At 67.3% G+C, this 25,688-nt stretch carries 20 protein-coding genes; 18 read left to right on the forward strand and 2 right to left on the reverse strand.

Going from position 1 to position 25,688, the window contains the following annotated elements; genetic code table 11:
* The first annotated feature begins 2 nt into the window (after window positions 1–2).
* The 8 genes from AB4Y73_RS07595 (at window position 3) to AB4Y73_RS07630 (ending at window position 10,927) form a co-directional block, all read left to right on the forward strand.
* Window positions 3–1,556: an ABC transporter substrate-binding protein gene (locus AB4Y73_RS07595; protein WP_441870498.1), complete on the forward strand. Its 1,554-nt coding sequence runs from the start codon at window positions 3–5 to the stop codon at window positions 1,554–1,556.
* A gap of 59 nt (window positions 1,557–1,615) precedes the next feature.
* A complete protein-coding gene (locus tag AB4Y73_RS07600) occupies window positions 1,616–2,569 on the forward strand; it encodes an ABC transporter permease (protein ID WP_441870500.1) in 954 nt (317 codons plus the stop codon).
* Window positions 2,566–4,638: a dipeptide/oligopeptide/nickel ABC transporter permease/ATP-binding protein gene (locus tag AB4Y73_RS07605; protein ID WP_441870502.1), complete on the forward strand. Its 2,073-nt coding sequence runs from the start codon at window positions 2,566–2,568 to the stop codon at window positions 4,636–4,638. The genes AB4Y73_RS07600 and AB4Y73_RS07605 overlap by 4 nt, the downstream gene beginning before the upstream one ends.
* Complete coding sequence (locus tag AB4Y73_RS07610; RefSeq protein ID WP_441870504.1) at window positions 4,635–5,645, forward strand: oligopeptide/dipeptide ABC transporter ATP-binding protein; 1,011 nt, start codon at window positions 4,635–4,637, stop codon at window positions 5,643–5,645. The genes AB4Y73_RS07605 and AB4Y73_RS07610 overlap by 4 nt, the downstream gene beginning before the upstream one ends.
* Before the next feature lie 65 nt (window positions 5,646–5,710).
* Window positions 5,711–8,008: a family 78 glycoside hydrolase catalytic domain gene (locus AB4Y73_RS07615; protein WP_441870506.1), complete on the forward strand. Its 2,298-nt coding sequence runs from the start codon at window positions 5,711–5,713 to the stop codon at window positions 8,006–8,008.
* 11 nt (window positions 8,009–8,019) lie between these two features.
* The gene (locus AB4Y73_RS07620) at window positions 8,020–8,853 is read left to right on the forward strand and encodes a nucleoside hydrolase (protein ID WP_441870508.1); all 834 of its coding nucleotides are present in this window, start codon (window positions 8,020–8,022) and stop codon (window positions 8,851–8,853) included.
* 40 nt (window positions 8,854–8,893) lie between these two features.
* The gene (locus AB4Y73_RS07625) at window positions 8,894–9,358 is read left to right on the forward strand and encodes a phage tail protein (RefSeq protein ID WP_441870510.1); all 465 of its coding nucleotides are present in this window, start codon (window positions 8,894–8,896) and stop codon (window positions 9,356–9,358) included.
* A 63-nt stretch (window positions 9,359–9,421) separates the two neighbouring features.
* A complete protein-coding gene (locus AB4Y73_RS07630; protein WP_441870512.1) occupies window positions 9,422–10,927 on the forward strand; it encodes a family 43 glycosylhydrolase in 1,506 nt (501 codons plus the stop codon).
* 5 nt (window positions 10,928–10,932) lie between these two features.
* Here AB4Y73_RS07630 and AB4Y73_RS07635 read toward each other — a convergent pair whose 3' ends face one another.
* On the reverse strand, window positions 10,933–11,763 hold the full coding sequence (locus AB4Y73_RS07635) for an IclR family transcriptional regulator (protein WP_441870514.1): 831 nt from the start codon (window positions 11,761–11,763) through the stop codon (window positions 10,933–10,935).
* A gap of 151 nt (window positions 11,764–11,914) precedes the next feature.
* Between AB4Y73_RS07635 and AB4Y73_RS07640 the strand changes: the two genes are divergently transcribed.
* The 8 genes from AB4Y73_RS07640 (at window position 11,915) to AB4Y73_RS07675 (ending at window position 22,503) form a co-directional block, all read left to right on the forward strand.
* The gene (locus AB4Y73_RS07640; protein ID WP_441870516.1) at window positions 11,915–14,599 is read left to right on the forward strand and encodes a family 78 glycoside hydrolase catalytic domain; all 2,685 of its coding nucleotides are present in this window, start codon (window positions 11,915–11,917) and stop codon (window positions 14,597–14,599) included.
* Entirely contained in the window at window positions 14,596–15,588 is a 993-nt protein-coding gene (locus AB4Y73_RS07645) for an alpha/beta hydrolase fold domain-containing protein (protein WP_441870518.1), read from the forward strand. The genes AB4Y73_RS07640 and AB4Y73_RS07645 overlap by 4 nt, the downstream gene beginning before the upstream one ends.
* The gene (locus AB4Y73_RS07650; protein ID WP_441870520.1) at window positions 15,585–16,529 is read left to right on the forward strand and encodes an alpha/beta hydrolase; all 945 of its coding nucleotides are present in this window, start codon (window positions 15,585–15,587) and stop codon (window positions 16,527–16,529) included. Before AB4Y73_RS07645 ends, AB4Y73_RS07650 begins: the two co-directional genes overlap by 4 nt.
* A 99-nt stretch (window positions 16,530–16,628) precedes the next feature.
* Entirely contained in the window at window positions 16,629–17,627 is a 999-nt protein-coding gene (locus AB4Y73_RS07655; protein ID WP_441870522.1) for a bile acid:sodium symporter family protein, read from the forward strand.
* Between the two features lie 150 nt (window positions 17,628–17,777).
* Window positions 17,778–18,653 (forward strand): alpha/beta hydrolase fold domain-containing protein, encoded by an 876-nt coding sequence (locus tag AB4Y73_RS07660; RefSeq protein WP_441870524.1) that lies wholly within the window; start codon window positions 17,778–17,780, stop codon window positions 18,651–18,653.
* A 49-nt stretch (window positions 18,654–18,702) separates the two neighbouring features.
* Window positions 18,703–19,560, forward strand: a complete 858-nt coding sequence (locus AB4Y73_RS07665) for a fumarylacetoacetate hydrolase family protein (protein WP_441870526.1) — start codon at window positions 18,703–18,705, stop codon at window positions 19,558–19,560.
* Window positions 19,560–21,287 carry an FAD-dependent monooxygenase gene (locus AB4Y73_RS07670; RefSeq protein WP_441870528.1) on the forward strand — a complete coding sequence of 576 codons (1,728 nt, stop codon included), beginning with the start codon at window positions 19,560–19,562 and terminating at the stop codon, window positions 21,285–21,287. The genes AB4Y73_RS07665 and AB4Y73_RS07670 overlap by 1 nt, the downstream gene beginning before the upstream one ends.
* Entirely contained in the window at window positions 21,265–22,503 is a 1,239-nt protein-coding gene (locus AB4Y73_RS07675; protein WP_441870530.1) for a DUF3500 domain-containing protein, read from the forward strand. Before AB4Y73_RS07670 ends, AB4Y73_RS07675 begins: the two co-directional genes overlap by 23 nt.
* A gap of 131 nt (window positions 22,504–22,634) precedes the next feature.
* On the opposite strand, the gene AB4Y73_RS07680 is transcribed toward AB4Y73_RS07675, so the two are convergent.
* Window positions 22,635–23,705, reverse strand: a complete 1,071-nt coding sequence (locus tag AB4Y73_RS07680) for a quercetin 2,3-dioxygenase (protein WP_441870532.1) — start codon at window positions 23,703–23,705, stop codon at window positions 22,635–22,637.
* Window positions 23,706–23,947: 242 nt separating this feature from the next.
* On the opposite strand from AB4Y73_RS07680, the gene AB4Y73_RS07685 reads away from it, so the two are divergent.
* Window positions 23,948–24,811, forward strand: a complete 864-nt coding sequence (locus AB4Y73_RS07685) for a DUF4397 domain-containing protein (RefSeq protein WP_441870534.1) — start codon at window positions 23,948–23,950, stop codon at window positions 24,809–24,811.
* Between the two features lie 118 nt (window positions 24,812–24,929).
* The gene (locus tag AB4Y73_RS07690; protein ID WP_441870536.1) at window positions 24,930–25,646 is read left to right on the forward strand and encodes a class F sortase; all 717 of its coding nucleotides are present in this window, start codon (window positions 24,930–24,932) and stop codon (window positions 25,644–25,646) included.
* Window positions 25,647–25,688: the final 42 nt, after the last annotated feature.

Consider the following 25,688-nt stretch of genomic DNA (forward strand, 5'->3'; position numbering starts at 1 on the left):
ACATGAAACTGAACTCCACCGCCCGTGCGAGCTCCGCCGTTCTGGCCGGAGCGCTCCTGCTGGGATCGCTCACCGCCTGCGGCGGCGGCTCCAGCCAGGCCACCGCCAAAGCGGACACCAGGTCCCTGACCCTCGCCGTCGACAGCGACGCCGCATCGTTCGGCTTTGACCCGCTGCGCGTTTCGGCCGCCCAGCGGCAGTTCTTCGAGGGCCTCTACGAGAGCCTGATGACGCTGCAGCCGGACGGCTCGGCAGCTCCCGGGTTGGCCAAGGAGTTCAGCTACAACGCCGACAACACTGTCCTGACACTGACACTCAAGGACGGAGTGACCTTCACCGACGGGTCCAAGCTCGACGCCGACCTGGTCAAGGCGAACCTGGACCGCCGGTCCGATCCGGCGTTGAGCGCCTACTCAGCCGTGGCCAAGGGCGGCGCCCAGGAAATCACTTCCGTGAACGTTGTCAGCCCCACCCAGGTGGCTGTGACTTTCGCCAAGCCGCAGCCCGGCTTCGAGAAGAACCTGGCGTCGACCACCGGCATGATTGTCGGCAAAAATGGCGTCACGGACACCGCAAGCCTCGCCGCCACTCCTGACGGATCCGGCCCCTACACCCTCGATCCCGCCACGGTTAAGGGCAACAAATACGTCCTGGTGAAGAACAGCAAGAGTCCGGAAGCCACGAAGTACGCTTTCGACAAGGTCAACTTCAGTGTGGTCCAGGACCCGCAGGCCCGGGCCAACGCCCTGGTGTCCGGCCAGGCCGACGTGGCCATGCTGACCTCAAACACCGTTGACTTCGCCAAGTCCAAGGGCGTGGGCGTGACCCAGATCGGCGGCACCGTCAACACCATGATTTCCTTCGACAAGATCGGCAAGACCGCCCCCGCATTCGCCCAGGAGAAGGTCCGGCAGGCCATCCAGTACGCCATCAACCGCCAGGCCCTGGTGGACGCGCTGCACAAGGGTGACATCCCCGCCTGGAACGCCCTGCCCAAGGACTCGGCAGGCTTCACCAAGGACCTGGACACGCAGTTTGCCTACAACCCGGACAAGGCCAAGAGCCTGCTGGCCGAGGCCGGCTACGCGAACGGGTTTGACTTCACCATCATCGCCAGCGCCCAGACCCAGACGGACCTGCAGGCAGCCCAGAAGGACCTGGCCGCCGTCGGGATCACCATGAACGTGAAGATGGCCTCCTCCACTGACGAGGCCTTCGCAGCCGTCGCCACCACACCCCTGGGCTACGCGCCGCTGAACTGGGACAACCCCGTGGGCGTGATGTACGGAGCCATCCTGAACGGCTTCACCAACGTGCAGAAGGCCACCGATGAGAAGCTGACCGCAGCAACCGGCGAGTTGGCAGCCGCCAAGGATGATTCCGCTGTCAAGGCCGCGGCCACGAAGCTGAACACCCGGCTGGTGGAATCCGGCTGGATGATCCCGCTGTATGAGGCGCTCACCAACCAGGGCTACAACACGAAGAAGATCGCCCCGGTGACGTTTGCAGGCACCAACGCCTACCCGCTGCTCTCGTCCTACAAGCCAGCCAGCTAATTCCCGAACTTTCCGGGCGGCCATCCCTGCCGGGACGGGCGCCCGGAAAGTCCTGACCGATGGAGGTCACCATGGCACTATTCATCTCCAAGCGCCTGCTGATGGCGCTGGCCACCGTGCTGGTGGTTGCGGTGCTGGCATTCATGCTGGTGCACGCAATGCCCGGCAGCCCGGGAGCCGTTTCCCTCGGCGCCGGCGCCACGCAGGAGGCGATCGACGAGGTCAACCGGCGGCTCGGCTGGTCCGATCCTCTCATTGTCCAGTTCTTCAGTTGGCTCGGCGCCGCAGTCCAGGGTGACTTCGGCATTTCGCTCATTGATGGACGTTCCGTCAGCGCGGACCTGGCCAGCAGGCTTCCCGTCACAGCGTCCCTTGCTGCCGGCGCCACCCTGCTCAGCGGAATCCTCGGCATCGCGCTGGGCGTCACCGCGGCCGTCCGGGGCGGCATGGTTGACCGCATCATCAGCGGCGTCTGCGGCATGGCGGTGGCACTCCCGGCCTTCTGGATCGGCATCATCTTTGTGTACCTCCTGGCTGTCCAGTCCTCCGTCTTTCCAGCCACCGGTTATGTTCCCTTCGAGGACTCCCCGCAGGACTGGGCATTGTCCCTGGCCTTGCCGGTGATCACCCTGGCGGTGGGTGGCGGGGCGTTTATTGCCCGGCAGACCAGGGCCTCCATGCTCGAGGCGCTCCAGCAGGAACACATCCGCACCCTCCGTGCCACCGCCACCCCCACCTGGAAGATCCTCTACATCCACGCCCTGCGCTACGCCAGCCTGCCGATCGTGGCAGCCATCGCGCTGCAGTTCATCCAGCTTTTCGGCGGTTCCGTCATCGCCGAGCAGCTGTTCGCCATGCCTGGCCTCGGCCAGGCCGTCCAGAACTCCGTCAGCACCCATGACGCCCCGTCCGTGCAGGGCGTGGTGGTGATCGCCACGGTGGTGGTGGTCGCCGTGAACCTGGTGCTGGAACTCGCCACCAAGTTCCTCGACCCGAAGTTGCGTGCCTCATGATCCCCAACGTTGCCCCCGCCCCCGCGTACGCGGACCAGACAGAAACGACGACGGCGGCTGCCGTCCCTCCGCCAGCCCTGCGCCAAAGCGCGGCGAATAAATTCGCAGGCAGCAAGCTCTTCGGCTCACCCGCGAGCATCGCCGGGGTCATCTGGCTGGCCGCACTGGTGGCCGCCTCCCTGACCGCGCCGCTATGGCTGCCCTTCAAGACCGAGGACCAGGACTTCACCGCGGTCCTGTCCGGACCCACGCCCGCCCACTGGCTCGGCACGGACGAACTGGGCAGGGACCTCCTGAGCCGCATCTTCGCTTCCGCGGCCGGCACGTTGGGGACGTCCATGATCACGGTGATTGTCGCCGTCGGACTCGGAACCCTCCTGGCGATGCTGGCAGCAGCCGCGGGTGAACGCGTGGAGAACGTGATCAGCCGCGTCACCGAAATCATGATGTCGCTGCCCGGCACGGTGATCATCCTGGCCGTCATTGGCGCCGTGGGAACCAACATCCCGCTGGTCATGGGAATCCTCGGCGTGCTCATTTCGGCGGGCATCTACCGCGTGATGCTGGGCCAGGCTAAGTCCCTGCAGTCCCAGCTATACGTGGACGCAGCCAAGGTGGACGGTATGGGCTTGGCGGGCATCAGCCTCCGCCACGTGCTGCCGGGCCTGACCAACACCATCGTGGTCCAGGCCGCACTGATCTTCGCCGTCGGCATGCTCATCCAGGCCGGCCTCGCGTTCATCGGCTTCGGGCCGCCCATCCCTGAACCGAGCTGGGGCGGCATGATCCAGGGCGCCTCACAGCACGTCTACGATGCTCCCTGGCTGATGGTTCCCACCGGCGCCGTGCTGGCCCTGACAGTGCTGGCCGCCAATGCCATCGGCAACGCCCTCGGCAAGGCGCCCAACGCCACCGCCTCCCATCTTCCTTCCGCCGCCGCCCGGCGCCAGCGGACGAAATCCGTTGCCGCAATCGCGGCAGCTACTCCGGCTCTTGAGACGGCGGCTGCGAAGGACACGCTCAGTGTCCGCAACCTCTCTGTTGGGGTGGACAACGGAGTCCGGCTGGTCACGGACGTCTCATTCGACGTCGAGCCCGGCACTGTCCTGGGACTGGTGGGCGAATCCGGTTGCGGCAAAACCATGACCGCGCTCTCCCTCCTGGGCCTGTTGCCTTCCGGCGTGTCCGTGACGGGAGGCCAGATCCTCTGGAACGGCAGGAACCTGGCTGCGGCCACTGACAAGGACATGGAGGGCATCCGCGGCCGCGGAATCGCCCTCATCTCGCAGGAACCCATGCGCGCCCTGGATCCCATGTTCACCGTGGGCTACCAGCTCACCGCCGCCATCCGGCGGCTCGGCAGGACCGGCAAGGCCGAAGCAAAAACCGAAGCCCTTAGCCTGCTGGAGAAGGTGGGGATCGTGGATGCCGCGCGCATTTTGAAGACCTACCCGCACCAGATCAGCGGCGGCATGGCCCAGCGTGTGGCCATCGCCCTGGCCCTTTCGGGACGTCCCCGGCTGCTCGTTGCCGATGAACCCACCACCGCGTTGGATGTCACCGTACAGGCCGAGATCCTTTCGCTACTGCGCAGCCTGGTGAAAGACACCGGAATGTCGGTAGTCATGGTCACCCACGACCTCGGCGTGGTGGCCGACCTCTGCGACCAGGTGGCTGTCATGTACGCGGGCCAGGTGGTGGAAAACGGCCGGACGGACAGCATCCTGGACAACCCGCGCCACCCCTACACCCTGGCCCTGCTGGCCGCGGACCCGCACGCCACCGACGCCACGGACATGCCCGAGCGGCTGGCCACCATCACCGGCCAGGTTCCCCAGCCCAAGGACTGGCCAAGCTCGTGCCGGTTTGCTGCACGCTGCCAGTTCGCCGGCTCCGCCTGCCGGGTCCCCGTCCCGCTGCTGGCCTCCGGAACCGGTGACGGGCTGGTCCGCTGCGTCAAGGCGGATGAACTGGCCGTTGAAGGCCTGGACTGGGTGGCCACGGAGGTCCCGGGCCGGCACGTTTTGAGCCTGTCTGAAACCCGGACTGTTGAAAAGGATCACGCATGAGCACCGCAACCCGGGCCCGCCCCGAAGCCCCCCTGCCCACCCCTGCCCAGTCACTGCTGGGGGTCAAGGACCTGGTGGTCCGCTACGGACGCGGCCGCAAGGCAGCCGCCGCTCCCGCCGCCGTCGACGGTGTCAGCTTCCACATCGCGCCCGGCGAAACCGTGGGGCTCGTGGGGGAGTCCGGCTCGGGCAAGTCCACCATCGGCAAAGCGATCCTGGGGCTGCAGAAGGTCTCCGGCGGGTCCATCGCCTACCAGGGCAAGGACATCACCGCGGCCGGTGCCGCCCAGCGCCGGGCTTTGGGCGGCGAGCTGCGGGCCGTCTTCCAGGACCCCAATTCCTCGCTGAACCCACGGAACACGGTGGGTTCCTCGCTGGCTGAACCGCTCCGGCTTCGCGGGGTGTCCGCACCCGAGGCCCGGCAGCGCGCGGAGGACATGCTGGAGCGCGTGGGCCTGCCCCGTGAGGCCGTTGACCGTTACCCCAGCCAGTTCTCGGGCGGCCAGCGGCAGCGGATCTCTGTGGCCCGCGCCCTCATCTGTGACCCCAAGCTGGTGGTCTGCGATGAAGCCGTGAGCGCACTGGACCTTTCAACCCAGGCCCAGGTGCTGAACCTGCTGGCCGACCTGCGTGATGAGCGCGGTCTGGGCTATCTGTTCATCGCCCACGACATCGCTGTGGTCCAGTTCCTGGCCCAACGCGTGGTGGTCCTGTACCGCGGGCAGGTGATGGAAAGCGGGCCGGCCGCCGCCGTCACTGAGAACCCCAAGCACCCGTTCACGCAAGAACTCGTGGCGGCCTCCCCGGTGCCGCGGCCCGCCGAGCAGGCCGCACGCCGCCAGGCACGGGAGTCTTTGGGCGTCCGGACTGCTGCGGCAGCGACGGCGGCACCCGGCGGCTGCCCGTTCAGCCAGCGTTGCCCGCTCGCCACCGACCTGTGCCGGACGGAGCGCCCGGCGCTCCGGCAGGTGGGCGCCTCCGACGTCGCCTGCCACTACGCTTCCTGACCCTTTTATCTCAAACGACTGGCCCTCCGTCACCTCCTGACGGCAAGCAGAACGGAACACCCTCCATGCCACTGGCACCCTGGCAAGCAGCCATGATCACCCCCGATGAAGACTTCGACGGCGCCCCGCTGCTCCGCAAAGAGTTCCAGTTGGCGGAAGGGCACGGAGCCGTCGCCAGGGCGACGCTCCGCGCCACCGCATTCGGCATCTACGAGGCCTTCATCAACGGCGTTCCCGTAGGCGACGACGTCCTCAGCCCGGGCTGGAGCTCCTACGAATGGCGCCTCCGCTACCGCAGCTATGACGTGACCGGGCTGGTGGCACCCTCCACCGTGCTCGGCGTCTCCCTGGGGAACGGCTGGTACCGCGGGCGACTGGCCTGGCACGGCATGTCCGGGCTCTACGGCCAGGAACTGGGCTTCTTCGGGCAGCTGGACGTCGAGTTTGAGGACGGTCACATTCAGTCCATCGCCTCAGATTCCTCCTGGCAGTCGGGCCCTTCGGCCACCGCCTTCAATGACCTTTATGACGGGCAGACCATCGATGCCCGCCGGAACCAGCCCGGCTGGGCGGACCCGAACGTCGGCGCCGGAGACTCGCATGCCAGCACCACCTGGGCGGGCGTGCACACGGTCGAGTTCGACGTCGACCGGCTGGCTGAACCGGTGGGCCCGCCTGTGGTGCGCACCGACGTTCTCCAACCGGTGCGGATCTTCACCTCACCCGGCGGCAAGACGCTGGTGGACTTCGGCCAGAACCTGGTGGGCTGGCTCCGGTTTACCGTCCGGGGCGAGGCAGGGGAGACCATCACCGTCCGCCATGCCGAATTGCTGGAAGACGGCGAACTCGGTGTCCGCCCCCTGCGCTCCGCCAAAGCAACGGACACGTTCATCCTGTCCGGCGGCGAGGACTTCTTCGAGCCCACCAAGACCTTCCACGGTTTCCGCTACGCGGAGATCTCCGGCTGGCCCGGCACGCTCACCGAGGACTCTCTGGAGGCCGTGGTGGTACATTCCGAGCTGGAACGCACCGGCACCTTCGAATGCTCCAACGAACTGGTCAACCAGCTGCACCGCAACATCGTCTGGGGGCTCCGCAGCAACTTCCTGGACCTGCCCACCGACTGCCCGCAGCGGGACGAGCGGCTCGGCTGGACCGGCGACATCGCCGTCTTCGCGCCCACCGCGGCGTTCCTCTACGACGTCAAGGGCTTCCTGCAGGACTGGCTGCTGGACCTTGCCGCGGAACAGCGGGCCCAGGGCGGGCTCGTGCCCATCACCGTCCCCGACGCCCTGAAATACTGCCCGCAGCCGCCAGAGTTCCCCGCGCCGGAATCATCAGCGCTGTGGAGCGAAGCCTCGGTGTGGGTGCCGTGGGCGCTGTGGGAGGCCTACGGGGATGATGCCGTCCTGAGGAACCAGTACGAATCGATGACCTCGCACACCCGCCGCGTGGAGGGGCTGCTGTCCTCCACCGGGCTCTGGGACACAGGTTTCCAGTTCGGTGACTGGCTGGATCCGGACGCCGATCCGGACAAGCCGTGGGATGCGAAGGCGGACACCGGCGTCGTGGCCACCACGTGCATGTTCCGTACCGCATCCATCACCGCCAACACAGCGCGGCTGCTGGGCCAGCAGGCGGACGCCGAGTACTTTGAGCAGCTGGCTGCACGGGTGCAGGCCTCGTTCCTGGAGCATTACGTGGCTGCCGACGGCACCATCCGCAGCGACTGCACCACGGTCTATGCACTGGCGATTTCGTTCGGGATCCTGCCGAGCGCCGAGCATGTGGCCTTCGCCGGGGAGCGCCTTGCCGAGCTGGTCCGGAAGAACAACTACCGCGTGTCCACCGGCTTTGCCGGCACGCCGTTCATCACTCACGCCCTCACGGACACCGGGCACAGCGAGGAGGCCTACCGCCTGCTCCTGGAGGAGGGCTGCCCGTCGTGGCTCTACCCGGTGACCATGGGTGCCACCACGGTCTGGGAGCGCTGGGACTCCATGCTTCCGGACGGAACCATCAACCCCGGCGAGATGACCAGCTTCAACCACTACGCCCTCGGCGCCGTGGCGGACTGGCTGCATAAATCAGTCGGCGGGATCAGCCCGCTTGCGCCGGGCTACAGCAAAGTCCGGATCGCCCCGGTGCCGGGCGAAGGCATCGACTGGGCCAAAACTTCCTTGAAGACGCCGCACGGAACTGTCCGCGTGGAGTGGAAGCTCGACGGCGACGCCTTCCACCTTGAGGCGACCGTCCCGGCGGGCGTGGTGGCCGACGTCGTACTTCCGGGCGGTGAGCACCGCAGCGTCCCCGGCGGCACGCACCGCTTCACCGCGCCCACCGCGCTGGCCGTCCCGTCGTGAGCGTAGGCGCTGTGTCTGAAGCGTCCGGAGATTTACTGATCGTCGATAACGACTTCGCTGGCGACCCTGACGGCCTCGCTGCCCTGGCGCACATCCTTGTGCGGTCCGGGCCGGATGTTGCCGTGCTGGTCACCACATCGTCACTTGATCCGGGACTGGCCTCAGCGGCAGGCGTGGACCCAACAACCACAGCCGCGCGGGGACGGGAGCTCGTCGGGCGCCTCGTCGAGCTGATGGAGCGACACGACGTGCGGGTCATTGCCGGCGCAGAATCCGCCGGGATCACTGAGAAGCAGGTCAGCGCAGCAGCACAAGCGATCGTGGACACCTCCGACCGCTTTGACCGGACCACGGTGCTGTGTGGAGGACCGCTGACCAACGTAGCTGCTGCGCTTCGGCTCGACCCAAGCCTCGCCGAAAGGGCAGCGCTGGTGTGGGTGGGCGGCACGCTGGCAGAAGCCGGCGGGGGAGAGTACAACTCCGGCACCGACCCTGACGCGGCGACGGAGGTACTGGCATCGGGGATGCCGGTTGTCCGGATTCCCTTCGAGGAGTACGTAGGAATGACCGTTCCGCTGGATGCCGTGAAGAACGACCTTGCTGCCGCCTCGCCGGTCGGTTCGTGGCTGGCGGAGCGCCTGCTCGACGTGCCCCCGTTCGTGCAGCTCGGCAGCACGCTGACGCTTGGCGACAGCGTTCTGGTGCCGTTTGTTCCGCGTCTCGACGCCCGCACGAGTCAACCTGCGCCGGGAACCGTGGTCCACAACCAAATTGACGCCGCGGAATTGTGGGTGGACCTGATCCGTCGGCTCGGGGGTGCGTCGGCAGTGCAGCGGCTTGCCTGAATCTGCGACGATGTGCGAAGGAAAATTCACAGGAGGATGCATGCCGTACACCGTTGATTTCAAGAACGTGTCCACCGTTGGTCTGGAATCCTCGCCAGTCGCTGAAGCGCTGGCAGGGCTGCGCGCCAACGAGGCGCGCTACTTCAAGAACAAGTACGACCACGATTTCACGGTGACGCCCGCAGACGAGGCGCCGGAAACGCTCGACTGGATCCAAGGGATTCTCTCCAGCGAGCGCAACCTCGCAATCTCCTCCCGCCCGCTGGAGGTCTCATCCTTCGAGGTGGACGGCACCCGGATGGCGTACGTGTTCTATGAGTCTGGCCTGTCCATCAACGTGATGTACGGCATCGAGGACGGAAGCAAGCGGGCAGTCGGTTTCAAGCTCTCCGACGGGATGGACGTTCCGGAGGAGCTGGCGTCGAGCTTCAAGTTCGCGCGCCAAAAGTCAAAGCTCGCCGGCACAATCCGCGGTTCCTACTTTGTGATCAAGGGCCAGCACTGAGTCCAGGGCGTGCGGAGTCCGGAGGAATGCCTTCGCCGACGAAACCACGGCAACGCTAAATGATTGAGAGACGCCGCACCGATGAAGTCCAACCCCATCCTCTCGGGGTTCAATCCTGATCCGAGCATCGTCAGCACGCCAGCGGGCTACTACGTTGCCACGTCGTCGTTCGAATACCTTCCGGGGCTCCCCATCTATCACAGCAGGGACCTCGAAAACTGGCAGCTTGTGGGCCACGTAGCAATGCGCGAACAACAGGTCCAACTGGCCGACGTTCCCACCCCCGGGGGTGTCTGGGCGCCGACCCTCAGGTTCCGGGACGGTGTGTTCTACCTGATCGTCTCGGTCTTCCTCGGCGGCCGGGGCTGTGTCCTGTTCACTGCAACCGACCCCGCCGGGCCTTGGAGCGACGGGACCGTCATCGAGGCAGTCGACGGCATCGACCCCGATCTTGCCTGGGACGAGCAGGGCGTCGCTTACGTGACGTTTGCCCGGCACCCCGACGCGATCCAGCAGGTGCGCGTGGACCTTGCGACGGGAGTAGCGCTCGAAAAGCCACGTCTTTTATGGTCCGGTAGCGGGCTCTTTGCCCCTGAAGGGCCGCACCTTTACCAGCGCGGCGACTGGTGGTACCTGATTGCGGCCGAAGGTGGAACCGACAGGGGCCATGCGGTGACCGTCGCCCGCTCGCGCCGGCCCGACGGACCCTTTGACCCGGCCCCGCACAACCCCATCCTCACCGCCGCGGGAACAGGCGCTCCGGTCCAGAACACCGGGCACGCGGACCTGTTCGAACTTGCCGACGGCGGCACAGGCATGGTGCTGCTCGGCGTGCGTCCCGTGGGCCTCACCCAGGCGTTCTCGCCCCTGGGCCGGGAGACGTTCCTGACCACGGTGGACTGGATTGACGGCTGGCCCCATCCCCGGACGCCACAGCTGGCCGGCACGCGTTCGGAACGGCTCGAGTACCACTTCACCAACGGGGCGGGCCTGGAGGACCCGGCGTGGATAGCGGTGCGCAGGCTGCCTGCGGAATTCGCAGCACGCACGCCCGATGGTCTTGTTCTCAAGGGCGACGGGAACAGCCTGGATTCGCCCCGGCCCAGCTTGCTCGCCCAGCGGCAGCGCCACATCGGGATCGAATGCCGGGCGTTGCTCGACGTCAGTTCCGGCACGGGCGGGTTGGCTGTTCGCAACGCCGAAGACAACTGGTTCGGCATCGAAGCCAAACAGGACGGGGACGTTATCAGGGTCACTGCCCGCGCAGTAGTGGCCAGTTTTGAACGCACCTGGGACGCAGTAGTGTCCCATGGCGACGTTGAGCTGGCGATCGTGACAACGCCTCCCTCACGGGACTTCAGCGCCGGCGCCGTCGGCGGCGACAGAATCCGCCTCCTCGTCAGGGCTTCAGGGGCTGACGAGAGTGGGGAAGGGCTGCTTCTGGCCGAACTGGACGGCCGGCACTGGGCCTTCGAAACCGCCAAGGCGTTCACCGGCCGGACCGTCGGTGTCTACGCCGTGGAAGGTGAAGTCCTGGTGCGGCGTCTGCGATACACCGGTGAGGGCTGAGACCCTCACCCCTCGGAGTGCGTCCTCACACCGGGGCTGACTTCGGCGTGGTGGCCCAGGTTCCTCGACACCGCCCGCGCAGTGGCGCGGACCGCCGGGGCCAGCACGTTGGGCGGGGTGGAACCATCAGGGACCACGATCGAGAGCGCGGCCACCACGGCGCCCTGCGCGTCAAAGATCGGCGACGCCACCGAGACCGTCCGCGACGGGGCTGAGCGGCGGATCATCGCGATCCCGGTGCGCCGGACATCGGAGAGGGTGCGTCGCAGCTGGCCTTCGGGCATGGGGTCCACTCCGGGTTCGTTCTCCGGCGGTTTCCGCAGCGTGGCCTCCTGGAAGTGCTGGTCCGCGCCGGCCAGCAGCACCAGCCCGACGGCGGTTGACCGCAGCGGCGCCCTGCCGCCCACCCGGTACGCGACTTCGGTAGCGTCCTTCGAGGACAGCCGCTCGATCAGCACGGCCTCTTCGTTGTCACGGACGGCAAGCAGCACGTGGTGCCGCGTCACCTCGAAGAGGTCCTCGAGGTAGGGCAGCGCGATCTCGCGCACCCCGTGGCCCCGCGGCGACAGGGATGCCACTTCCCATAAGCGCACCCCCACGACGTACCGGCCGTCGTCGAGCCGCTCCAGCGCGCCCCACGCCACCAGCCGGGCGATCAGGCGCAGCGCGGTGGGCGCGGGCATCCCGGCATGCCGGGCCAGTTCCGAAAGGGTCAGCGCCCGACGGCGGTCGGAAAAGACGGCGAGCAGGCTCAGCGCCCGGTCAATGACCGGTTCGCCCTGCTTGGGCCGCTTCCCGCGGGTTGGGCTGGTGTCGGTGTCCGGTTGGACAGTCATGGCCTGTGGTCCTTGCGCTGTTATGAGTTCGGACGGCAGTCCGTGAGGTAGAGCACAATACCATTCCAACCAATGAAAGAACTGTGTGGGCCTCACCCCGCCGGATACCAAGCTGGAACTCCAGCCGCCCCACGTTCAGGAGCCCTTGCGCATGACCGCCCCCACCCGGCTTCGCGCCGAGCACCTCCGGGAAGCCCTCGGCGTCACCGTGTCCGAGCCACGGCTCAGCTGGACACCTCCGGCAGGAACAAGGGAACAGACGGCGTACCAAATCACGGCCAGCAACGGCTGGGACACGGGCCGGGTTACGTCCCGGCGGTGCCGGGCGCCGTACTCCGGACCCGCACTACAGTCGCGCAGCCGGTTCGAGTGGCGGGTCCGCACCTGGAACACCGGAACGGACGGAGCCGAAAGCGCCTCCGACTGGTCAGAGCCCATGACCGTGGAGCTGGGCCTCCTGCAGGCTTCGGACTGGACCGCGCAGTGGATCGGTCCTGAGGAACCCGCTGTTGGAGTGCCCGGCGAACGCCCCGGCTACGCCCTGCATAGGACCTTCGCCCTGGACGCAGCACCGGAGACAGCCCGCGCCTATGCCACCGCCCACGGAATCTACGAGCTCTTCCTCAACGGCCAGCGGGTGGGGGACCAGCAGCTCACCCCCGGCTCCACCAGCTACAACACCACCCTCCAGGTCCAGACGTACAACATCACCGCGCTGCTGCGGCCTGGCACCAACATCATCAAAGCCGTCCTCACCGACGGCTGGTACCGCGGAACATTCGGGTACACCCGCGACGCCGACATGTACGGCACGCAGACGGCATTGCTCGCGCAGCTGGAACTGGAGTCCGGAAACAGGCGAACGGACATCGGCACGGACTCGTCGTGGCTCGTATCCCCAACGGAAATCGTCAGTGCGGATCTGATGGCGGGCCAGCGGGTCGACTTCCGCATGCCGCACGCAAGGGACGGCAGAGCACCTGCGGCGAGCGCCGCCGTCGTCCGTCAATGCAGTTACGAGATGCTGACCGGCCCGGTGGCGCCGCCTACCCGGATCGTGGCGGAACTCCCGCCGGTATCCATCACTCGGCTGGCCAACGGACACCAGGTGGTGGATTTCGGCCAAAACATCCACGGCTGGGTGCGCCTCAGCAGGCTTGGTGCGGCGGGGGAGCCAGTCACCCTTCTCTACGGCGAGGCGCTGGATTCCAACGGCGATGTCACGCAGGACCACCTGCGTCCGCACGACTTCACGCGCCCCGGCCGGTTCCTGTCCGCCGGGCAGGTTGATGAGGTGACGGCGTCGGGCGGTCCCGGAGAAGTGTTCGAGCCCCGGCACACCACCCACGGCTTCCAGTACGTGTCCGTCCAGGGCCTGGCCCTGGACCTGGCGCCGGAGGACATGACGGCCTGCATGGTCCAGACCGACCTGGAGCCTTTGGGCACTTTCACCTGCAGCGACAGCCGCCTGAACAAACTGCACGAAATCGTGCAGTGGAGCTTCCGTGACAACGCCTGCGAGGTCCCCACCGACTGCCCGCAGCGGGAGAAGGCCGGCTGGACGGGGGACTGGCAGCTGTTCGTGCCCACCGCCGCGTACCTCTACGACGTGACGGGTTTCTCGCGGAAGTGGCTCAACGACGTCCGCGCCGACCAGTGGGAGAACGGCGTCATTGCGAACATCTCGCCGTCGCCGGGCCCGGAAACCACATCGGCTGATTTCATGGCCTTCGTGAACGGCTCGGCGGGCTGGGGCGACGCGATCGTGATGGTGCCGTGGGAGCTCTACCTGGCCACCGGCGATGCCGCCATCCTCGCCGAGAACTGGGACGCGATGACGCGCTGGCTGGACTATGTCCGGACCACGGCCGAATCCTACCGGCACGTGTCCCGGGCAACTGCCAGTCCAACACCGGCCGCGCACGAGAAATACCTCTGGGACACCGGGTTCCACTGGGGCGAATGGATGGAGCCGGACGGCCCGGAACCGGACCTGTTCGCCGCCCGCTCCGCCGACCACGGCATCGTGGCCACCGCCTATTACCGGAACACCAGCGCGCTGATGGCGAAGATTGCCCGGGTACTGGGCCGCGGGCAGGAAGCCGCAGGGCTCGCTGCACTCTCCGAGAACGTCCGGCAGGCCTGGGAGACGGAATACGTGGACTCCTCCGGGCAGGTCGTGCACCCCAGTCAGGCCAACTATGTCCGGGCGCTGGCCTTCCACCTTGTCGGCGGAGAGCAACGCCCCGCCGTCACCGCCCAGCTGGTCGCACTAATCCGGGCCGCCGGCACCCACGTGGGGACCGGCTTCCTGGCCACGCCCTACCTTTTGCCCGTCCTCGCCGGGAACGGTCAACTGGACCTGGCCTACGAACTCCTCATGCAGGACTCGGAACCGTCGTGGCTCACCATGGTGGACCGCGGCGCCACTACCATGTGGGAGCTGTGGAACGGCCTCGACGCCGACGGCACCGCGCACCAGTCCCTGAACCACTACAGCAAGGGGGCAGTGGTCTCCTTCCTCCACTCCTACACGGCGGGACTGCGGCAGGCTCCCGGCAGCGCGGGCTGGGAGCGCATCATCATCGAGCCGCGCCCCGGCGCCGGCCTGACCTCTGCAGCCACCTCGCACCACGGCCCGCAGGGCCTGATTGACGTGCAGTGGACAACGGACGACGGCGGGCTGCAGCTCAGCGCGAACATTCCCCCCGGCACCACCGCCGAAGTCCGCCTTCCCGGCCAGCCTGCCTCCGTCGTCGGACCCGGAACCTACAGTTTCACGGCCGCCAGCGGCCAAACCACCCACAACCAACAGCTTGTAAGGAGCGCCCCATGAGTGTCAACGAAGCCACCGAGGTCCACGAAACCGAGCCCTTTGATACGGTCCGGCCTGGCGGAGTGAAGGTTCCGCCGTTCCCGGTCTACAACGCCCCGGGCGTTCCCGAAAACGTCTCGGACGTTTCGGCGGTCCACCGGGAAGTCACCTACGCCCGGGCCATCGGCTTCCGGCCGCTCAAGATGGATATTTGGCTTCCGCGCCAGGCCGCCGGGCCCGTGCCGCTGGTGGTGTGGGTCCATGGGGGCGCCTTCCAGCTCGGTGACCGGCGCGAGCTGCCGCCCACTTTCGCGCCGGATTCGGTGTTCCGCCTGCTCAACGAAGCCGGGATGGCCGTGGCGACCGTTGACTACCGTCATTCCCTCGAGGCGCCCTTCCCGGCGCAGCTGCACGATGTGAAGGCCGCCGTCCGCTACCTGCGCGAGTTCGCAGCGGACCTCGGTGTCGATCCGGACCGGTTCGGGGCGTGGGGCGAATCCGCAGGCGGCCAGCTGGCGGCGATGCTGGGCCTGACCGGAAACCGGGAAGACTTGCATGGCGGCCTTGGCGCGCAGGGGCACGCCTGCAGCATTAGCGCCGTCGTGGATTTCTACGGAACCTCCTCCCTCGCTCAGATCCCGCCCAGGGACGAGTTGGCTGGACTGTTCCCGCCGGCGCTGACTGCCGCGGTGCCTGCCGGGATGCCGCTTCAGCCCGGACCCATGCTGGTGGGCGGCTCCGACGATCCCGCACTCCTGGCTGCGGCGAGCCCGGTCAGTTACGTGACGGCGGACGCCCCGCCGTTCCTGCTGATCCACGGCGACAGCGACGGTCTGGTGCCGCATGAGCAGACGGACCTGCTGGCGGCGGCGCTCACCGACGCAGGGGTGGAGCATGAAGTGGTCACCATCAAAGGCGCTGACCACTGCTTCTTCGGCGCGGAGGACCAGGTTGATGCCATCCTTGCTGCCGCCGTCGCATTCTTCGCGGAAAAGCTGGGCACGCCATGACAGCCGGGCCGCGGGAGGCGTCCGCTCCTGCCGACGGCGGACAGCTGGCACCGGACGCGGGCTTCGCGCAGTACCTGGCTGCTCCTGAGGGCCCGGAAACCCTCGCGGGACAAGCGGGCCCCGATGTTCCCCTCCGCACCGTCACCGCCGATGGCCGGCATGGGCCGGTGGCGATTCGTATTTATGGCGAGGTGGCCGGCGCGGCCGGAGCCGGGCTGGTGTGGCTGCACGGCGGCGGATTCGTCAGCGGCGGCCTGGACATGCCGGAGTCCGACTACTTGGCACGGGTGCTGTCGTCCACCGGGACGCCGGTCCTGTCCGTGGACTACCGGCTGGCCCGCGACGGCGTGCACTTTCCCGTGCCCCACGACGACGCCCTCAGCGGCTGGTTCTGGGCCCGCAGCAATGCCGCCGGGCTCGGGCTGGATCCGGAACTCCTGTGCCTGGGCGGAGCGGGCGCGGGCGGCAATCTCGCCGTAGGCGCGGCACTGTACCTCACCGACGCCGGAAAGCCGCTCCCGGCGAAGCTCCTGCTGGCCTACCCCTTCCTCCACGCCGAGCTGCCGCCGCCCGCCGGCGGACTGGACGAGGCCGTGATGGTGACACTGCCCAGGCACCTGCGCTTCACCCCCGAGGACGGTCTGCGGCAGGCGGAAAACTACGTGGGCGGCCCGGTGAGCATGGCGTCCTCGTACGCCATGCCCGGCTACGCCTATCCTTCCGGGCTGCCGCCCACGGCCATCGTCGCCTGCGAGTACGACGACGCCCGCGGCTCATCGGAGAGCTTCGCCGCCAACCTGCAGCGCGCCGGTGTCCCGGTGTCCTATTTCCTTGCCCGCGGTGCGGTCCATGGCCACCTCAACCATGCGGCAGGCAGCCCGGAGGCGCAGCCCGTGTTGGACTTCCTGGCCAAGGAGCTGGCCTCGGCGACGGCGCATTAGCGGCACACCGTCCGCACCTTCCCACGCGGGACCGATGCCGGTTACGCGCGCGCCGTCATGAATTCGCGCAGACCCGGCGCAAAGTGTCAGCATTATTGGATGCTCGAGGCAACCAAATCACAGAACACCCAGGGCGAGACGCCCCTTAACCCGGCACTGGCCGCGGAAAGCCGGATCGCCCGCGTCGCCGTAACGGTGTTTCCGCTCCTGGTGGTGATTGCAGGCATCGTGGGCTTCCTCGCGCCTGGCGCCTTCAAGCCCATGGCGCCCAGTGTGCCGTACCTGCTGGGCATCATCATGTTCTGCATGGGCCTCACGCTGACGCCGCCCGACTTCGCCGCGGTGGCCAGGCGTCCGTGGGCCGTGGCCCTGGGCATTGTGGCGCACTACGTGATCATGCCCGGCGCCGGCTGGCTGATTGCCGTCGGGCTGAACCTGGAACCGGAACTGGCCGTGGGCCTGATCCTGGTGGGCTGCGCGCCGTCCGGGACGGCCTCCAACGTGATGGCCTTCCTGGCCAAGGGCGACGTGGCCCTTTCCGTGGCAGTGGCATCCGTCTCGACGCTCATCGCCCCCGTGGTCACGCCTTTGCTGGTCCTGTTCCTCGCCGGTTCCTACCTCCAGATCGATGCCGCGGGCATGGTCCTGGACATCGCCAAAACAGTCCTCCTGCCGGTGGTGGCCGGCCTGCTGGCCCGGCTGTTCCTCAAGAAGCTCGTGGCGAAGGTTCTGCCCGCACTTCCCTGGGCCTCCGCCGTCGTCATCTCCCTGATTGTGGCCATTGTGGTGGCCGGCAGTGCCTCCAAGATCGTGGCAGCAGGCGGCATTGTGTTCCTGGCAGTGGTGCTGCACAACGGGTTCGGCCTCGGGCTGGGCTACCTCGCGGGTAAGTTCGGCCGCCTTGACAGCAAGGCACGCCGCGCGCTCGCCTTCGAGGTGGGGATGCAGAATTCCGGGCTCGCCGCGACGCTGGCCACCACCCACTTCAGTCCGCTGGCTGCCCTGCCGTCGGCCGTGTTCTCGCTGTGGCACAACATTTCCGGCGCCATTGTGGCCGCCTGGCTGGCGCGCCGGCCGCTGGGTGATGCCAAGGGCTGACCAGTCCCTTCACCGGTCCCGAACCTGTTTCATTGAGTGAAACCGGCCACGCGGGACCGACTCCCTGTACGCCAGAGTTGAGTAGTGACGCGGTCCACAGTGGTGGGCCGGCGCATGAACGAAACGGCGCGGTAAGACATGGAGTCAACGATGACGGCAGGGCGGGTTCTGAAGGGCATCGAGTTTGCTCATCCTGAAGGCTCAGCCCCGCTGCTGCTTGACCTCTACCTTCCCGCAACCCCGAAGCAGTCCGGGGCTTTGCCGGCGGTCATCCATTACCACGGCGGCGGCTGGCGTGTCGGGGCCCGATCTTCCCTTGGCCCTACCGTGGACGCGCTGGTTTTGAGCCCGATTGAGCGTCTGGTGGACGCAGGGTTCGTGGTGGCCTCGGCGGATTACCGGCTGAGTTCGGTGGCCACCTTTCCTGCCCAACTGCTGGACGCGAAGGCCGCCGTACGGTGGCTTCGGGCTCACGCGGCTGACTACAACGTGGACCCGGACAGGATCTACGCCTGGGGCGATTCGGCTGGCGGACATCTCGCCAGCCTGGTGGGACTGACGGGCGGATCCCCGCAGTGGCGGGACGATGCCGGCGGGCTCACGGATGTCAGCGACGCCGTTGCCGCAGTGGCCGCCTGGTACCCGCCCACTGACCTGCTCCGCATGGGCGAACAGGCGCTGCCTGACGCCGTGGCCAGCGCCGATGATCCCGGCTCGCGGGAGGCGCTGCTTCTGGGCGCCCAGCCGGCTGAAGCGCCGGAGCAGGCCGCCGCCGCAAGCCCCATCACCTACGCGGGAACGCAGGCCCCGCCGTTCTTCCTGGCGCACGGCACTGCCGACCGCTTTGTTCCGCCGGCCCAGTCCGGCACGCTGGCCGCGGCGCTGGAAGCCGCGGGCACCGACGTCGAACTTTTGCTCATTGAGGGCGCCGACCACATGTGGCAGCTGCCGGGGCAGGATCCTGCCGCGGCCGCCACGGCCGCTGCCGCCACCATGAATTTTTTCCGCCGCCAGGCGCACTCCTGACCCAAGCATCCCGGGCACGCGTGCCCGGGCAAGAATTGAAAGGCCCCTAATGCAGTTTGTTGGTATCAACCACCGTGGCGAATCCTGGGTTGCAGCCCTCGTGGACCCGCACCTTTTTCCGCTCGCACCCGTCGCCGAGTTCTGGACCGATCCAGCGGGCTGGCAGGACAAGGCCGCAACCTTAACGGCCGACGCCGGCACCTCGCTGGAGCGCGGAACCGTCACCGAAGTGCCGCTGGTTCCCGCGTCCGCACGCGTGATCTGCGTGGGACTAAACTACAAGGCTCACGCTGCCGAAGGCAGCTACAAGGACCAGGACCTGCCGCCCTATCCCACGCTGTTCGGGCGCTGGACCGCGTCGTTGTCCGTGGGTAACGTCCCGGTTCCCGTACCGGACGGCGAAGCAGGGCTGGACTGGGAAGGCGAAGTTGCGGCCTACATCGGCAAGCGCGTCGAGTCCGCGGACGAGGCCGCCGCTGAAGAAGCCGTCTTCGGGTACTCCACCTTCAATGACCTCACCGCCCGGCGCGCCCAGAAGCTGACGTCCCAGTGGACGCTGGGCAAGAACGGCGACTTCACCGGCCCGCTCGGCCCCTTGGTGAGCCGCAACGAGGTGGGGGACCTCCGCGACGGCCTTCAGGTCCGCACCCGGGTGAACGGCACCGAAGTCCAGAACGGCAACACCCGGGACATGATCTTTTCCGTGCCGGCCATCATCTCCCTGATCAGCGAAACCTTCACCCTCCACCCCGGCGACGTGATCGCCACCGGCACCCCGGAGGGCGTGGGCTACGCCCGCACCCCGCAGTGGCTCCTGCAGGCCGGGGACACCGTGGAAGTCGACATTGACCGGCTGGGCACGCTGACCACCCCCATCGGCGATGCCGCGCTCCGGGCGAGGGCCTGATGACCGCCGTTGTCTACGCCCGCCTGGAGGACCTTCCGGAGGACACCCCGGTCCTGATCTCCGGCGGAGGCCCCAGCGGATTGTTCCTTGCCCTTGACCTCGCCCAGCGGGGTATCCGCAGCGTTGTCATCGAACCGCGCACGTCCATCGATCCGGACCGGCCGCGTGCCAAGACCACCAATGCCCGCACCATGACGCACCTGCGCCGCCTGGGCCTTTCAACGGCACTGCGCGGTGCGGCACCGCTTCCGGTGGAGTACGCGCAGGACATCATTTTCTGCACCTCGCTGACGGGCCGCGAAATCCGCCGCTTCACCAACGCCTTCCAGCTCGAATCAGGCCGCTACGAACCCCAGCCGGAGTGCGGGCAGCAGGTGCCGCAGCCGGTGCTGGAATCCGTGCTTCGTGAAGCCGTGGCGGCGTCGGCGCGTGCCACTCTGCTGACGGGCCTCCGGGTCGAGTCGTTTGCAGGCTCGGGATCCGGCCGGCAGGTAACGGTGGCAGACACCGCAGGCCGGCGCCGCACCGTGGGGTGCACGTTCCTCGCAGGAGCCGACGGCGGTTCCTCCACCGTGCGCCGTGGCCTGGGACTGCGGCTGGAGGGAGGCTCTGCAGCACTGTCCAACATCAGTATTCTCTTCCGGTCCGCTGACCTGGCCGAAACCATCACCTTGGACCCCGCCGTCCAGTATTGGGTACTGGGCCCGGGGGCTGCCGGCATGGTGGGCCGCATGGACCTGGACCAGACCTGGTGGGCGATCATCCAGGGCGTGGAAGCCCAGGGCGACGACGCAGCGGCAGACCTGGATGCCGTGGCACTGGTCCGCTCCCTGGTGGGGGCCGACGTCGATGTTGACGTCATCGCCACGGATCCGTGGACCGCACGCATGCTCCTGGCTCCCTCCTACGGTCACGACGGCGTGTTCCTGGTAGGCGACGCCGCACACCAGAATCCGCCCTGGGGCGGCCACGGTTTCAACACGTGCATCGGCGACGCCGCGAACCTCGCTTGGAAAATCGCGGGTGTCCTTGACGGCTGGGCCGGACCCGGCTTGCTCGGCAGCTACGAGCTCGAACGGCGCCCCGTGGCCGGGCGCACCATCAACGACGCCGCAGCCAACGGCAAGGCCCTGGCCTACCACTTCGCGGACCCTGCCCTGGAGGCGGAAGGTGTCGCCGGAGACGCCGCCCGGGCCAGCGCGCACGCGGCGCTTGGCGTCAAGCAGAGTGAATTCGATTCCCTCGGGCTGGTGCTCGGCTACAGCTACGCGGCATCACCGCTGGTGGTCCCGGACGGGTCACCCGTTCCGGCCGAGGATCCCATCCGCTACACCCCGTCCGCCACCCCCGGCGCGCTCCTTCCGCACGTGTGGCTTGATGACGACACGTCCGTTTATGACGTTCTGGGCAGCGGCTTTACCTTGCTGGTCGACGCCGGAACATTGGCCGGCGCCGCCGTCGAGGACGTGTACGCCCCAGTTCCGACCACGGCAGCCGCCCTGGGTGTTCCGGTCACCGTTGGAACGCTGGGGCCGGCCCGGACCGGCACCCCCATGGCTGACGTCTGGGCCGCCGACGCTGTGCTCGTGAGGCCGGACCAGCACGTGGCGTGGCGGGGCTCGTCCGCGCAGGCTGCCGCCAACGCCCTGCGGATCGCCGCGGGCTGGACCCACCCACAATCTTTGGAACCAGAGGAGACCAGCCATGTCAGCGCCGTCATTTCGTGATTACCTGTTTCAGCCCGACCATCCGCGGGTAGCCAAGGTCCGCGGCTTGGATGCCCGGTCCTACGCCGAGGCGGCCAAAGACGATCCGTTCGCCGGCCCCATGATCGAAGGCTGGAAGAAGCTCTACCCCCAGCCTTTCACCGGCGTAACCAGCGACGGCGTGGTCCGCGAAGGCCTGTTCCCCCTTGCTGACGCGTTGCCCGGAGAGCAGGCTCCAACGCAGCACATGGTGGCGGCGGCCGAAAAGCTGCTGGCGCTCGCCTCGCTGGAACACGTGAGCAGGCTGAGCTACCCGGTGGCTGCCCACGAGTGGCAAAGCTGGGCCAACCCCGAGTTCATGCAGCACGACACGGGCCTGCGGCTGGACGAGCTGGATCCGGCTTTGCGCGACGCCGCGCTGGCCGTGGTGGAAGCGAGCCTGAGCCCGGAGGGTTATGCGCTGGCGCGGAACCTGATGCGGATCAACGGTTTCCTGGGTGACTTGGTGGACCTGCCGCTGCTCATGAACGAGTACAGCTACAACTTTGCCCTCTACGGGGTGCCATCCGAGACCGAACCGTGGGGCTGGCAGCTGTTCGGCCACCATGTGGCGCTCAATTGCCTGGTAGCCGGCAGTCAACTGGTGGTCTCGCCGGTGTTCCTGGGCGCCGAGCCGGACATCATCGACGCCGGACCGCACGAGGGCGTCAAGGTCTTCAAGGAACGCATCCGGTGGGCCCGGGAGCTCATGGCTGAACTGCCGGACCAGCTCCGGGCCGAAGCCGTGATCTTCGAGCACATGGAGGATCCCGCCATGCCCGAAGGGCGGCTGCATCCAGGGGACGAACGGCACCTCGCCGGCTGCTTCCAGGACAACCGCGTGATCCCCTACGAAGGCATTCCAGTCAGCTCGATGCCGGCATCGGCGCTGGCGCTGCTGGACAGGATTGTCGAGGACTCCATCTCCTATCTTCCCGCCGGGCCGCGCGCTGCCCGGCTCCGGGAAATCCAGGAACACTACGCCGAAACCTGGTTCTCGTGGATCGGCGGCTGGGAGGGTGAGGAGGCCTTCTACTTCCGCGTCCAGAGCCCCGTAGCCATCGTGGAACTCGACCACCACACCGGGGTCTTCCTCAACAACGACATCCCTGCGCCGTTCCACATGCATACGGTGGTGCGGACGCCCAACGGCAACGACTACGGCCGGGCACTGGTCAAGCAGTACGCAGCTAGCTAGACACCAACGCGGGGTCACTTCCGGCCAAATGAATTCACTTCGATGGGCCGGAAGTGACCCCGCGTTGGCTTAAAGCAGTTGGCCCGGACTTCCTTTCGGAGGTCCGGGCCATTGTTTTGCCTGGCGAGGAGCTAGGAGATTTCCAGGGCAGTGCGCCGCTGCGGGGGAGGACCAACCACTGTAAGGTCCAACTCCGCCTGTGCCCGGCCGAAGCCTTCCATGTCCATGTACGGCGTGCCGCCTTCTGAGTACATGTAGTCCTCGGTGGGCTTGTTGAAGTACTCAAAGAACCCGTTGAAGACCGACGGCGTCAGGAAACCCACCATCTGCGTGTTGTGGGAATCGAAAGCGAACGAGTGGATGGTGCCCGCCGGGGCGTGCACAAAATCCCCCTTGGTCAGCAGCATCTCGCGGCCGTTCGCATAGAGCCACATCCGGCCCTCCGTGCACAGGAAGTTCTCGGTGTGCTCGGAGTGGAAATGCAGCGGGATGTAGGGGCTCTTGGCGCCCTTGGTGTGCACGGCGAAGTAGTTCGAGCCCGTGTTGGCCGGCCGGGACAGGTACGTGAACATCGTCTGATAGCTGACCAGGCGCTCACCTTCGTGAGCACTGAGGAAGTACGGGCTCTGCGTGGGCGGCAGGCCGGCGTCGTGCTTGAACGTCGGGGTGACCCGCTCAACGTCCGGGAAGGTCATGCCGAACTCGGCGCCGATTTCCGCCTGTTCCTGGACGCTGGCCTTGTGGCCGGCGCGGACGGGAGGGATGTGGGAATCGATGGGCGTGCCCACGCGCTCATAGTAGGCCTCCGCGCCGCCGGGGGTCATCCAGTTCAAGAAGCGGGTGTAGTGGCTGGCCATCCGGTAGGCGTGCGGCGTGTTGGGCGGAATGACCACCGAGTCGCCCGGCGTGAGAATGCGGCTTTCGCCCGGGAGCCAGACATGCAGGATGCCGTCGAAGACGTAAAGGGTCTTGTGCTCCACCTTGTGGCTGACGAAGGGTGATTCCGCCCCCATGCCGCCGGAGATGTAGGCGGCGCTAAAGATCCCGCCGGTGTCGGCCGCGCGGGCAATCACCGTCACGAGCTGTCCGTTGATCTCGTAGCGGGCGCCTTCCCCGGAGGCCATGTAGTACGGCACAGCCTCGCCCGGCAAGGCATTGGACACCGGCAGCTGCTGGTTCATTTCCTCAACGCTGAGGGACATCGGTTCCTTCTTTCCTGGTTCGCCCTGATGTGGGGTCTCGAACCAGCATCCCTGACATCGCCGGCTGAGAGGAGACAGGTTTTCATTGGTTGAAAGCATCCCTGACCGCCTAGCGGCTTTGCGTCCACTGCAAAGCTAGCCAAAGAAATTTCTGTGCATTTGCATCCAAATCCGATGCCGGGCCAGTAGTGCAGGTGTAAGCCAAAAAACGCCCGCGAGCCGGGCCGATGAAGGAGAAGGACATGCGCAGAAGCATTTTCACGGCGGGAGCCGGCGCGGTGGCACTTGCGGCAGCAATCGCGCTCGCCGGCCCCGCCCAGGCAGCCGAAGGGGACGCCCATCTTTCAGTGCTGCACGGCGTGCCCGGGCTGACAGTGGACGTGTGGGTGAACGGCGCCCGCACCCTGGATGATTTCGCCCCGGGATCGCTCGCCGGTCCGCTGGCACTGCCGCCGGGCGCTTATGAACTAGCGATCACAGCCTCGGATGCCGCGGACGCCTCGGCACCCGTCATTGGGCCAGTCACCGTCAACCTGGCTGCGAGCGGCAACTACACCGCAGTGGCCAACCTCGACGCAGCAGGCAAGCCGACCGCGAACCTTTTTACCAATGACGTGTCACGGATTGCAGCAGGCAAGGGCAAGCTGACCGTACGGCACGCGGCCGCGGCGCCCGCCGTGGATGTGCTCGCCGGCGGCGCCGCCGTGGTGTCCAACCTTGCCAACCCGGCCGAGCAGACGCTCAGCCTGGATCCCGGCACCATCTCGGCTGCGGTGGCTGCAACCGGCACTACGGCCCCGGTGATCGGTCCCGCCGATGTAAAAGTCTCCGAGGGTACGCACACCATCGTTTACGCGTGGGGCAGCCTTGCGGACAAGAACCTGAAGCTCGCCGTACAGACCATCGAAGGCCTGCACTCGGCTCCCGGCTCGGTGCCGGGAGCACGTGACGGCTCATCTGACGCTGGAATGCCGGCCAGCAGCATCTCGGCCAACGCATCGGCCGGATCCATTGTGGTCTGGGTTGGATTCGGCGCCCTCGCCTTGGTCCTGCTCCTTGGTGGCCTCGGGATGGCGCGCACCATCGCCGAACTGCGGGAACGCTAACGCACCCGGCAGCAAGACGGGAACATCAGCATAGGTCCCGGCCGCCCACACCACCCGGCGGCCGGGCCGCCCTTCGTTATCAACCAGGCAGCAGACGCAAGCTGCGGAAAGGCCGGTCATGAAACCGAACACGACGACGGCAGGTAAGTCCCGCCGTCGTACTCCCATTCCGTGGGGGGTTGCCTTTGCCGCCGCTGCGGCGCTGCTGCTTCCGGCCTGTGCCCCGGCCCCGCCGTCGGTGCCACGACCCTCCATTGCGGCCGCGAGCGTTAGCGCGGCGGACGCAAGTCCTGCCCCCGCGGCCACCCCGCCGGCAGAAATCCCTACCCCGGCCCGACCCCCTGCCGTCATTCCGGTGCAGCCGGCCACGCTGCCGGCGGCCGCCGACCCAGCCCCTGTTCCGACGTCGCTCACGGTGGCCGGTACCTCAATCAACATGACTGTTGTGCCCGTGGGCGTGGCAGCCGGTGCAGCCATGGAGATACCGGCCGCCTTCGACCGGGCCGGGTGGTACCGATATGGCGCCGCCCCCGGGGCCGCCGCCGGTACAGCCGTCATAGCCGGACACATCGACACCACCTCTGAGCGGGCGCCGTTTTCGCTGCTGAAGACACTGGCAGCTGGGACGGTCATCGAAGTGGGACGGCAGGACGCGCCGGCACTGAACTATCGAGTGGTCTCGGTGGAGCTCATGGCCAAGGACAACTTTGACGGTGATTCGCTGTTCCGCCGTAGCGGCCCGCACGAACTGAAAGTGGTTACCTGCGGCGGCCGGTGGCTAGACGAACGAATGGACTACAGCGACAATGTGATTGTCACCGCGGTCCTTGAGTGAGCGTTGATACAGCCGTGGTTCTCGTCACCGATGCCGGGAAGG

The organism is Pseudarthrobacter sp. TAF60_1 (genome assembly GCF_052113505.1).
Classification (GTDB): Bacteria; Actinomycetota; Actinomycetes; order Actinomycetales; family Micrococcaceae; genus Arthrobacter.

What these genes read in the sequence shown, in the direction of transcription:
- AB4Y73_RS07595 (WP_441870498.1), top strand. Translation starts at nt 3, where the DNA reads ATGAAACTGAACTCCACCGCCCGTGCGAGCTCCGCCGTTCTGGCCGGA.
- AB4Y73_RS07600 (WP_441870500.1), top strand. Translation starts at nt 1,616, where the DNA reads ATGGAGGTCACCATGGCACTATTCATCTCCAAGCGCCTGCTGATGGCG.
- AB4Y73_RS07605 (WP_441870502.1), top strand. Translation starts at nt 2,566, where the DNA reads ATGATCCCCAACGTTGCCCCCGCCCCCGCGTACGCGGACCAGACAGAA.
- AB4Y73_RS07610 (WP_441870504.1), top strand. Translation starts at nt 4,635, where the DNA reads ATGAGCACCGCAACCCGGGCCCGCCCCGAAGCCCCCCTGCCCACCCCT.
- AB4Y73_RS07615 (WP_441870506.1), top strand. Translation starts at nt 5,711, where the DNA reads ATGCCACTGGCACCCTGGCAAGCAGCCATGATCACCCCCGATGAAGAC.
- AB4Y73_RS07625 (WP_441870510.1), top strand. Translation starts at nt 8,894, where the DNA reads ATGCCGTACACCGTTGATTTCAAGAACGTGTCCACCGTTGGTCTGGAA.
- AB4Y73_RS07635 (WP_441870514.1), bottom strand. Translation starts at nt 11,763, where the DNA reads ATGACTGTCCAACCGGACACCGACACCAGCCCAACCCGCGGGAAGCGG.
- AB4Y73_RS07640 (WP_441870516.1), top strand. Translation starts at nt 11,915, where the DNA reads ATGACCGCCCCCACCCGGCTTCGCGCCGAGCACCTCCGGGAAGCCCTC.
- AB4Y73_RS07645 (WP_441870518.1), top strand. Translation starts at nt 14,596, where the DNA reads ATGAGTGTCAACGAAGCCACCGAGGTCCACGAAACCGAGCCCTTTGAT.
- AB4Y73_RS07650 (WP_441870520.1), top strand. Translation starts at nt 15,585, where the DNA reads ATGACAGCCGGGCCGCGGGAGGCGTCCGCTCCTGCCGACGGCGGACAG.
- AB4Y73_RS07655 (WP_441870522.1), top strand. Translation starts at nt 16,629, where the DNA reads ATGCTCGAGGCAACCAAATCACAGAACACCCAGGGCGAGACGCCCCTT.
- AB4Y73_RS07660 (WP_441870524.1), top strand. Translation starts at nt 17,778, where the DNA reads ATGACGGCAGGGCGGGTTCTGAAGGGCATCGAGTTTGCTCATCCTGAA.
- AB4Y73_RS07665 (WP_441870526.1), top strand. Translation starts at nt 18,703, where the DNA reads ATGCAGTTTGTTGGTATCAACCACCGTGGCGAATCCTGGGTTGCAGCC.
- AB4Y73_RS07670 (WP_441870528.1), top strand. Translation starts at nt 19,560, where the DNA reads ATGACCGCCGTTGTCTACGCCCGCCTGGAGGACCTTCCGGAGGACACC.
- AB4Y73_RS07675 (WP_441870530.1), top strand. Translation starts at nt 21,265, where the DNA reads ATGTCAGCGCCGTCATTTCGTGATTACCTGTTTCAGCCCGACCATCCG.
- AB4Y73_RS07680 (WP_441870532.1), bottom strand. Translation starts at nt 23,705, where the DNA reads ATGTCCCTCAGCGTTGAGGAAATGAACCAGCAGCTGCCGGTGTCCAAT.
- AB4Y73_RS07685 (WP_441870534.1), top strand. Translation starts at nt 23,948, where the DNA reads ATGCGCAGAAGCATTTTCACGGCGGGAGCCGGCGCGGTGGCACTTGCG.
- AB4Y73_RS07690 (WP_441870536.1), top strand. Translation starts at nt 24,930, where the DNA reads ATGAAACCGAACACGACGACGGCAGGTAAGTCCCGCCGTCGTACTCCC.